Source organism: Pseudomonas sp. 34 E 7 (assembly GCF_900005715.1).
GTDB lineage: Bacteria > Pseudomonadota > Gammaproteobacteria > Pseudomonadales > Pseudomonadaceae > Aquipseudomonas > Aquipseudomonas orientalis_A.
In genome coordinates this window covers 54,472-63,302 of sequence record NZ_CVTX01000147.1, presented here as the reverse complement: position 1 = coordinate 63,302, position 8,831 = coordinate 54,472, and the positions used below count along the sequence as shown (strand labels likewise).

The following is an 8,831-nucleotide window of genomic DNA, read 5'->3' as shown; positions in this document are numbered from 1 at the left end:
GCCCGAGCAGACCCTGCGCCGCGCCACGGCGATTGCCGCGATGGCGGTGACGCAGATCGGTTTCGGCATCAGCGATGACGCGCAGTTGGCGCGTCTCGAAAGCGGCGTCGATGTGCGCACGCTGACAGAACAATAAGAGGGTTTGTGATGAAGTTAGCCATTGTTACCGCCTGCCCGAACGGCATGGTCACCAGTGTGCTGTGCGCCCGCTTGCTGGACGCCGCCGCACAGCGCCAGGGCTGGAGCACCAGTGTCGAAGTGGTGGACGTGCAGCGCCCGGACAGCCAGCTGTCCCAGGCGACCCTCGATGACGCCGAGTGGGTGTTGCTGGTCAGCAGCACGCCGCTGGATATGCAGCGTTTTGTCGGCAAGCGCGTGTTCCAGAGCACGCCGGCCCAGGCGCTGGCGGATGTCGACGCGGTATTGCGTCGGGGCGCCGAGGAGGCGCAGGTGTACGTGGCGACCGAGGCACCGGCCGGGAATGCCCCGCGCATTGTCGCGATTACCGCTTGCCCGACCGGCGTTGCCCATACGTTCATGGCCGCCGAGGCCTTGCAGCAGACGGCCAAGCGCCTGGGCTATGACTTGCAGGTCGAGACCCAGGGCTCGGTCGGTGCGCGCACGCCGTTGAGTCCGCAGGCCATCGCCGACGCCGACGTGGTGCTGCTGGCGGCGGATATCGAAGTCGCCACCGAGCGCTTCGCCGGCAAGAAGATCTACCGCTGCGGCACCGGTATTGCCCTCAAGCAATCGGAAGCCACGCTCAACAAGGCGCTGGCCGAAGGCGCGGTGGAAAGCGCCGGCAGCGGCGCAGTGGCCAAGTCGGAAAAAACCGGCGTGTACAAACACCTGCTCACCGGGGTGTCGTTCATGTTGCCGATGGTGGTGGCGGGCGGTTTGTTGATCGCCTTGTCCTTTGTGTTCGGCATCCATGCCTTTGAAGAAAAAGGCACCCTGGCGGCGGCGCTGAAAACCGTCGGCGACCAGGCGTTCATGCTGATGGTGCCGTTGCTCGCCGGCTACATCGCCTACTCGATTGCCGATCGCCCCGGCCTGGCGCCGGGCATGATCGGCGGCCTGCTGGCGGGCACGCTGGGCGCCGGGTTCATTGGCGGGATCTTCGCCGGTTTCCTGGCCGGCTACAGCGTCAAGCTGATCTCCCGGGCGGTGCGCTTGCCGCAAAGCCTGGAGGCGCTCAAGCCGATCCTGATCATCCCGTTGCTGGCCAGTTTGTTCACTGGCCTGGCCATGATCTATCTCGTTGGCCCACCGGTGGCGCGCTTGCTGACCGGGCTGACGGATTTTCTCAGCACCATGGGCACCACCAACGCGGTGCTGTTGGGCATCCTGTTGGGCGGCATGATGTGTGTCGACTTGGGCGGGCCGATCAACAAGGCGGCGTACGCGTTTTCCGTCGGCCTGCTGGCGGCGTCGAGCGGGGCGCCGATGGCCGCGACCATGGCCGCCGGCATGGTGCCGCCGATTGGCATGGGCATCGCGACGTTCCTGGCCCGGCGCAAGTTCGCCCAGACTGAACGCGAAGCCGGCAAGGCCGCGATGATTCTCGGCCTGTGCTTTATCTCCGAAGGCGCGATTCCGTTTGCCGCCAAGGACCCATTGCGCGTGATCCCGGCCAGCATCGCCGGTGGCGCATTGACCGGCGCGCTGTCGATGTACTTCGGCTGCAAACTGGCCGCGCCCCACGGCGGGTTGTTTGTGTTGGTGATTCCGAACGCGATGAATCATGCGCTGCTGTATCTGCTGGCGATCGTGGCCGGCAGTGTGCTGACCGGTGTGGTGTATGCGCTGATCAAGCGGCCGGAAGCGGCGGAGCTGGCCGTCACTGCCTGACGCGGTAAAAAAATGTGGGAGGGGGCTTGCCCCCGATAGCGGTGTGTCAGCCAGCTTATTTGCAGCTGACACACTGCCATCGGGGGCAAGCCCCCTCCCACATTTGGATTTGCATTGGCGGTAAAGTGCGGTGTCATATCTGCTTCATCCGGCCATGCTTAAGTGGCCCTTTTGATACTCAAGAGGGCACACGCATGAGCCACTTCGATCTCGGCCGTCGCCGCGTGATGCAAGCTGTTGGCGCGGGCCTGTTGTTGCCGGGCCTGGCGCCGGCGGTGATTGCGTCGGTCAATGACCGCCCGCTGCTCACCGATGGCGTGCAATCAGGCGATCTGCTCGGTGACCGCGCGATGATCTGGAGCCGCAGCGACCGCCCGGCACGGATGGTGGTGGAGTGGGACACCCGCAGTGTGTTCAGCAACCCACGCCGATTCGTCTCGCCCCTGGCCGACAACCGCAGCGATTTTACCGCCCGCGTCGAACTCACCGGGTTGCCTGCCGACCAGGCGATTTTCTACCGTGTGCATTTCGAAGACGCCCAGACCGGTATCGCCAGCGAGCCGTGGTTCGGCCACCTGCGCAGCGTGCCGCAACAGCGTCGCGACATCCGTTTTGTGTGGAGTGGCGACACCGTCGGGCAAGGCTTCGGCATCAACCCGGACATCGGCGGCATGCGCATCTATGAAGCCATGCGCCTGCGCCTGCCGGACTTCTTTATCCACAGCGGCGACACCATCTACGCCGACGGCCCGGTGCCGGCGCAACTGGCCACCGAAGGTGGACGCATCTGGCGCAACATCACCACCGAAGCCAAGAGCAAAGTCGCCGAAACCCTGGATGAATATCGCGGCAATTACCGCTACAACCTGCTGGATGAAAACGTGCGGCGCTTCAATGCCGAGGTGCCGCAGATCTGGCAGTGGGACGATCACGAGGTGATCAACAACTGGTCGTCGAGTAAACAGCTGGATGAGCGCTACCAGACTCGCGACATCAACACCCTGGTCGGCCGTGCGCGCCAGGCCTGGCTGGAATATTCACCCATGCGCCGGCAAAGCGCCGACGCGGGCGGGCGAATTTATCGCAAGCTCGGTTACGGTCCGCTGCTGGATGTGTTCGTGTTGGACATGCGCAGTTATCGCGGACCGAACGACGACAATCTGGGCGGCGAAAAGCCCTTCCTCGGCCGCGAGCAACTGGACTGGCTCAAGCGCGAACTCAAGGCGTCCCAGGCGCAGTGGAAAGTGGTCGCAGCCGACATGCCTATCGGCCTGGGCGTGCCCGACGGTGAAGTCAGCCCCGGCGTGCCGCGCTGGGAAGCGATTGCCAACGGTGATCCCGGCCCGGCGCAGGGGCGTGAGCTGGAAATTGCCGAGTTGCTGGGGTTCCTGCGCGCGCACAAGGTACGTAACCATGTATGGCTGACCGCTGACGTGCACTATTGCGCGGCGCATCACTATCACCCGGACCGGGCGGCGTTCCAGGATTTCGAACCGTTCTGGGAGTTCGTCGCGGGGCCACTGAATGCGGGGAGCTTCGGGCCCAACCCGTTGGACAAGACCTTCGGGCCCGAGGTGGTGTTCGAGAAGGCACCGCCGGCGCAGAACACCTCGCCGTTTGCCGGGTTTCAGTTTTTCGGCGAGGTGCAGATTGATGGGCAGACGGCGGAGTTGACCGTTATTTTGCGCGATCTCGATGGTATCTCGGTGTTCGAGCAAAAACTGCAGCCCGCTTGACCTGGAACGCGGTAAAAACTGTGGGAGGGGGCTTGCCCCCGATAGCGGTGTATCAGTACCGGAGATATTGACTGACACACCGCCATCGGGGGCAAGCCCCCTTCCACATTGGTTCTACAGTGACTGTAAAATCTCAGTACACATCCCGGCGGTAGCGGCCTTGTTCGATCAGGCGCTCCACCGCTTCACTGCCGAGGATGTCCACCAACGCCTGGTCCACACCCGTGGCCATGCCCTGCAAACTGCCGCATACATAAATCACCGCACCGTCGGCCAGCCATTTGCGCAGCACGTCGGCGGATTCGCGCAGGCGATCCTGCACGTAGATTTTCTCCGCCTGGTCCCGTGAGAACGCCAGGTCCAGCAGGGCTAGGTCGCCACTGGCCAGCCAGCCTTGCAGTTCTTCCCGGCACAGGTAGTCGTGGGCGATATGGCGTTCGCCGAACAGCAGCCAGTTACGCTGTCTGCCCTCGGCAATGCGCGCCTTGAGCGGGCTGCGCAGGCCGGCCAGGCCGGTGCCGTTGCCCAGCAGGATCAGCGGCACGGGCGCCTCGGGCAGATGGAAGCCGCTGTTGCGGCGCAGGCGCAGGCTGATGCTCGAGCCTACGGCGGCGTGTTCAGTCAGCCAACCGGAGCCCAGGCCCAGGCTGCCGTCCGGATGACGCTCCTGGCGCACGATCAGCTCCAGCACGCCATCGCTGGCAATCGAGGCGATCGAGTATTCGCGCATGCCCAGCGGCACCAGCGCATCCACCAGTGCCTGGGCATGCAGGCCGACCAGGTGGGTGCGGTTGTCCGGCAGTTGGCGTGTGGCCAGGGCCTGGTCCAGCGTTTGCGCCAGGCCTTCGATCAATACGCCTTCGCTGCCGGCCAGGCCCAGCCCTTCCAGGAAGTGCTCGACGGCCCGTGGGCCATTGCGCGGCAGGATTTCCACCAGGTCACCGGCCAGCCAACTGCTGGGCGAGGGCGGCGTGAGGCCCAGCAGGTACACAGGGGCGCCGACGCTTTCCGGGTTGAGCAGGGTGCGTTGACTCAAGGTCCAGTGTTCAAACCGGGCCGTCTGCCACGCCGCTGCCGGCGCGTGACCGGTGAGCTGGCCGAGTTGTTGTTGCCAGGTCAGCAAGGCCTCGGTGTCGCCACTGTCGACTTCCACCGGCGCAAACAGCGGGTTGCCGCCCTGATGGGTCAGCCAGAAGTGCAGGCGCCTCGCAAAGCCGCAAAAGTGCGCGTACTGGCGGTCGCCCAGGGCCAGCACCGAGTAGTTCAAGCCTTTGAGGGACAGGTCCTGGCCGAGCACGCTGCGCTCGAAGCCACGGGCGCTGTCGGGCGCTTCGCCGTCACCGAATGTACTGACCACGAACAACGCCTGTTGCGCCTGACTGAGGTCATCGCGGCTGACGCTGCCCAGGGGCTGCACCTTCACCCCAAGCCCTGCGGCCTGCAATTGCCCGGCGGTCTGCCAGGCCAACTGTTCGGCAAAGCCGCTCTGGCTGGCAAAGCCGATCAACCAGGCCGGCGCGTCGTCGTGGCTTGCCACCAGGCCTTTGCGCGCATCACGCACCTGGCGTTTTTTGCGGCGACGGTCCAGGTACAGCAGCCAGCCGGTGATAAAGAACAAGGGCATGAGCAGCGCGCTCACGGTGAGCACAATTCGCCCGACCAGCCCGAAATAACTGCCGGTGTGCAGCGCATAAACACTGGTCAGCAACTGCGCCTTGAGGCTCTTGCTGGCGTAACGCTCATGGGCCGTGACCTCGCCGGTGGCCGGGTCGAGGTTGATCTGGTTCAGCGCGCGGTCATGGGGCGAGCTGTCGAGCAGGTAATACACGGTGGCCGGTTGCCCGGCGACGGCCGGCAGGCGGATGTTGTAGGCGCTCAAGCCAGGGCCTGCATTGCTGTAGATGCTGCTCCAGATCGCTTCATAGTTGGCCGCGGGCGCAGGGCCTGCGGGTGGCGGGCCGCGCTTGCGCATGCGCTCGTTCTGCGGCGCATCGGACAGCAGTTGGGTCACGCCACGGCTGTACCAGTCGTAGGACCAATACAGCCCGGTCAGCGCTGCCAGCAGATAAAGCAGCAGGCACCAGGTGCCGAACACCGAGTGCAAATCCCAATTGAAGCTGCGGCCCTTTTTACGCCAGTCCAGGGTCAGCCATACACGCCAGTTCCTGACCTGGCGCGGCCAGCGCAGGTACAGGCCGGAAAGGCAGAAGAACAGCAGGATCAGGGTGCAGGCGCCAGTGATGTTGCGGCCGGTGTCGCCGATGGCGAGGAAGCGGTGCAACTGCAGGATGACGCCGAACACATCCTGGCCGACGGCGTCACCCAGGTAGTCGCCGGTATACGGATCGAAGTAACGCAACGGGCCACGCTGCTCGCCTGGCGGCGGGGTAAAGGACACGCGGGCGGCTTTGCCGCTGTGGTCTTCCACCCACAGCATGGCCACGCGCTTGCCTTCGGCGGCTTCCAGCTTGCGCACCAGCTCGGCGGGCGGCAGCACGCCGGCTTCGCGCTTCTGCACGTTCAGTACCGTGGGGTTGAGCGCGCGCAGGATTTCATCCTGGAACGAGTACGCAGCCCCGGTGATCCCCATCAAGGCCAGCACCAGCCCGGCCGTGATGCCGAAGAACCAGTGCAACTGAAACAGGGTTTTCTTCAACACGTCAAAGCGCCTCGCTTAGCTGGATATAGGTGTCACGGCGCGCATTATGCCGTGAGTTGCCGAAAAACACGCAAAAGCCCCGCGCATCTGATGCGTGGGGCTTGTTGTGCTTGATGGAGAACGTGCTGATGGCCGCGCGGGTGTTGCGCAAGTCTGGAACAAAGTCGATGAACGGCGATGAATTGAGGTTGTTGCTCAACGTTAAATCACTATGATTAAGCTTGAATCATATTTAATCACTTGCGCCAGATATCCCGAGGAGAGTGTCCATGGGGGCCGATACCAAAGTAATGACCGCTCACATTCCCACCGCTCTTGCTCAGAAAGTCGACCAGATGGCCGCACGGATGGATCGCTCACGTGGATGGGTGGTCAAGCAAGCTCTCGTCGATTGGGTCGATCAAGAAGAAGAGCGCAGTCGCTTGACGCTTGAAGCGATGGCGGATGTCGATGCGGGGCGTGTGATTGATCACCAGGCAGTGCAGGCCTGGGCTGATAGCCTGGACACCGACTCGCCGCTGCCGGTTCCGCGCTGATGGAGCTGAAGTGGACAAGTAAAGCCTTATCCGACTTGGCTCGATTGTACGACTTCCTCTCTGTGGTGAACCGCCAAGCGGCCGCCCGCACCGTGCAGGCACTCTCCCGGGCGCCGGACACATTGCTCAGTAATCCGCGTATCGGGGAAAGAATTGAAGAGTTTTCGCCGCGCGACGTAAGAAGACTTTTGGTTGGCCGTTACGAAATGCGCTACGAAATTCAACAGTCGACACTCTATGTTTTACGGTTATGGCACGTTCGCGAGGACCGCTGAAACCTCGGAGCACACACAAAAAAGCCCATGAAACGTCATGGGCTTTTTTAGTTGCAGCCGTCTTACACGTAAAACGATTTCAACGGCGGAAACCCATTGAATTCAACCGCGCTGTAGCTGGTGGTGTAGGCACCGGTCGACAGCCAGTACAAGCGATCGCCAATCGCCAGGTTCAGCGGCAGGCCGTACTTGTAGTTTTCGTACATGATGTCGGCGCTGTCGCAGGTAGGGCCGGCGATGACCACTTCTTCCATCTCGCCTTTCTTCTCGGTCCAGATCGGGAACTTGATGGCTTCGTCCATGGTTTCGATCAGGCCGGAGAACTTGCCCACATCCGTGTAAACCCAACGTTCGACGGCGGTACGCGATTTGCGCGCTACCAGCACCACTTCGCTGACCAGGATACCGGCGTTGGCGATCAACGAACGGCCCGGCTCCAGGATGATTTCCGGCAGGTCGTCACCGAAGTCTTCCTTGAGGAAGCGGATGATTTCTTCAGCGTAGGTTTCCAGGCTGTTGGTGCGGGTGATGTAGTTGGCCGGGAAGCCACCGCCCATGTTGATCAACTTCAATTCGATGCCGTCTTCTTCCTTCAGGCGTTCGAAGATCACTTTGACCTTGGCGATCGCCGCGTCCCACACGCTGATGTCGCGCTGCTGGGAACCGACGTGGAACGAGATGCCGTAGGGCACCAGGCCCAGGTCACGGGCGAGGATCAGCAGGTCCATGGCCATGTCGGTCTGGCAGCCGAACTTGCGCGACAAAGGCCAGTCGGCCGTGGTCGAGCCTTCGGTGAGGATGCGCACATACACTTTCGAACCCGGCGCAGCCTTGGCGATGTTGCGCAGGTCGGCTTCGGAGTCGGTGGAGAACAGGCGCACGCCCTTCTCGTAGAAGTAGCGGATGTCCTTGGATTTCTTGATGGTGTTGCCGTAGCTGATACGGTCGGCGCTGACGCCACGGTCCATGACCTTGTCCAGCTCGTAGATCGAGGCGATGTCGAAGCTCGAACCCTTGTCTTTCAACAGGTCGATGATCTCGACGGCCGGGTTGGCCTTGACCGCGTAATACACCTTGGCGAATTCGAAACCGGCGCGCAGGTCATCGTAGGCCTGGCTGATCATCGCGGTGTCGATCACCACGAACGGGGTTTCCTGTTTGTCGGCGAACGCCTTCATTTTGTCAAAGGTGGCGCGCGCGAAATAATCTTCGACGTTGATCGACATGCTGGGAACTCCTAAGGGCAAACTGTATTAATCAATGGGTGCAAATGAACGTCCTCCGTATCCCCACTTTGGTTCGCCTACTTCCCAAGGCATGTCGCCGAAAGCAAAAAGGCCATGGGATACGCGTCCCTTGGCCTTGCTGTCTCGTCGTCAGTACTTGAGCCGGATGGATCGTTTCCAGCATGGACGTTCGGCGCGAACTTTAGGGCTTGATGGGCGTGGGATCAACTAAAAATGTCGCGTTTTTGCACGCGTTCGTCGCGCGACCCCGTGCAGCTACTTATGTAACCGACCGGTGTGACGGATTGATGTTCCCCGGATGGGGCAAATCGACTGTATTTCACTGACACCCTGGGGGGCAAATGTGGGAGGGGGCTTGCCCCCGATGGCGGTGGGTCAGTTATAGAGTTATCAACTGACCCACCCTCATCGGGGCATGGGTATCTACACAACCCTGTAGCGCTCAACCGTAACCACGATGCGAAGCGAGCCGCTCTTGCTCTTGATCTGCTTTTGATCTTGATCTCAGGCGCCCCGTTAAACCACGC

The 8,831-nt window shown here is 62.2% G+C and carries 7 protein-coding genes and 1 pseudogene; 5 read left to right on the top strand and 3 right to left on the bottom strand.

Annotated features, from left to right (window positions below; translation table 11 throughout):
- From BFP96_RS30405 to BFP96_RS16110, 3 genes and pseudogenes are all read left to right on the top strand, one after another.
- Positions 1–136: pseudogene (locus tag BFP96_RS30405) on the top strand (1-phosphofructokinase); the annotation flags it as partial.
- Between the two features lie 11 nt (positions 137–147).
- Entirely contained in the window at positions 148–1,851 is a 1,704-nt protein-coding gene (locus BFP96_RS16115; protein WP_065893650.1) for a PTS fructose-like transporter subunit IIB, read from the top strand.
- A gap of 194 nt (positions 1,852–2,045) precedes the next feature.
- On the top strand, positions 2,046–3,587 hold the full coding sequence (locus tag BFP96_RS16110; protein ID WP_065936575.1) for an alkaline phosphatase D family protein: 1,542 nt from the start codon (positions 2,046–2,048) through the stop codon (positions 3,585–3,587).
- A 133-nt stretch (positions 3,588–3,720) separates the two neighbouring features.
- On the opposite strand, the gene BFP96_RS16105 is transcribed toward BFP96_RS16110, so the two are convergent.
- The gene (locus BFP96_RS16105; protein ID WP_065936574.1) at positions 3,721–6,246 is read right to left on the bottom strand and encodes a PepSY domain-containing protein; all 2,526 of its coding nucleotides are present in this window, start codon (positions 6,244–6,246) and stop codon (positions 3,721–3,723) included.
- A gap of 1 nt (position 6,247) precedes the next feature.
- On the bottom strand, positions 6,248–6,445 hold the full coding sequence (locus BFP96_RS16100) for a hypothetical protein (protein WP_065896488.1): 198 nt from the start codon (positions 6,443–6,445) through the stop codon (positions 6,248–6,250).
- Positions 6,446–6,515: 70 nt separating this feature from the next.
- On the opposite strand from BFP96_RS16100, the gene BFP96_RS16095 reads away from it, so the two are divergent.
- Positions 6,516–6,782, top strand: a complete 267-nt coding sequence (locus BFP96_RS16095; RefSeq protein ID WP_065893646.1) for a CopG family ribbon-helix-helix protein — start codon at positions 6,516–6,518, stop codon at positions 6,780–6,782.
- Complete coding sequence (locus tag BFP96_RS16090) at positions 6,782–7,057, top strand: type II toxin-antitoxin system RelE/ParE family toxin (protein ID WP_065883631.1); 276 nt, start codon at positions 6,782–6,784, stop codon at positions 7,055–7,057. Before BFP96_RS16095 ends, BFP96_RS16090 begins: the two co-directional genes overlap by 1 nt.
- A 62-nt stretch (positions 7,058–7,119) precedes the next feature.
- On the opposite strand, the gene BFP96_RS16085 is transcribed toward BFP96_RS16090, so the two are convergent.
- Complete coding sequence (locus BFP96_RS16085) at positions 7,120–8,283, bottom strand: type III PLP-dependent enzyme (protein ID WP_003188470.1); 1,164 nt, start codon at positions 8,281–8,283, stop codon at positions 7,120–7,122.
- Between the last annotated feature and the right edge of the window lie 548 nt (positions 8,284–8,831).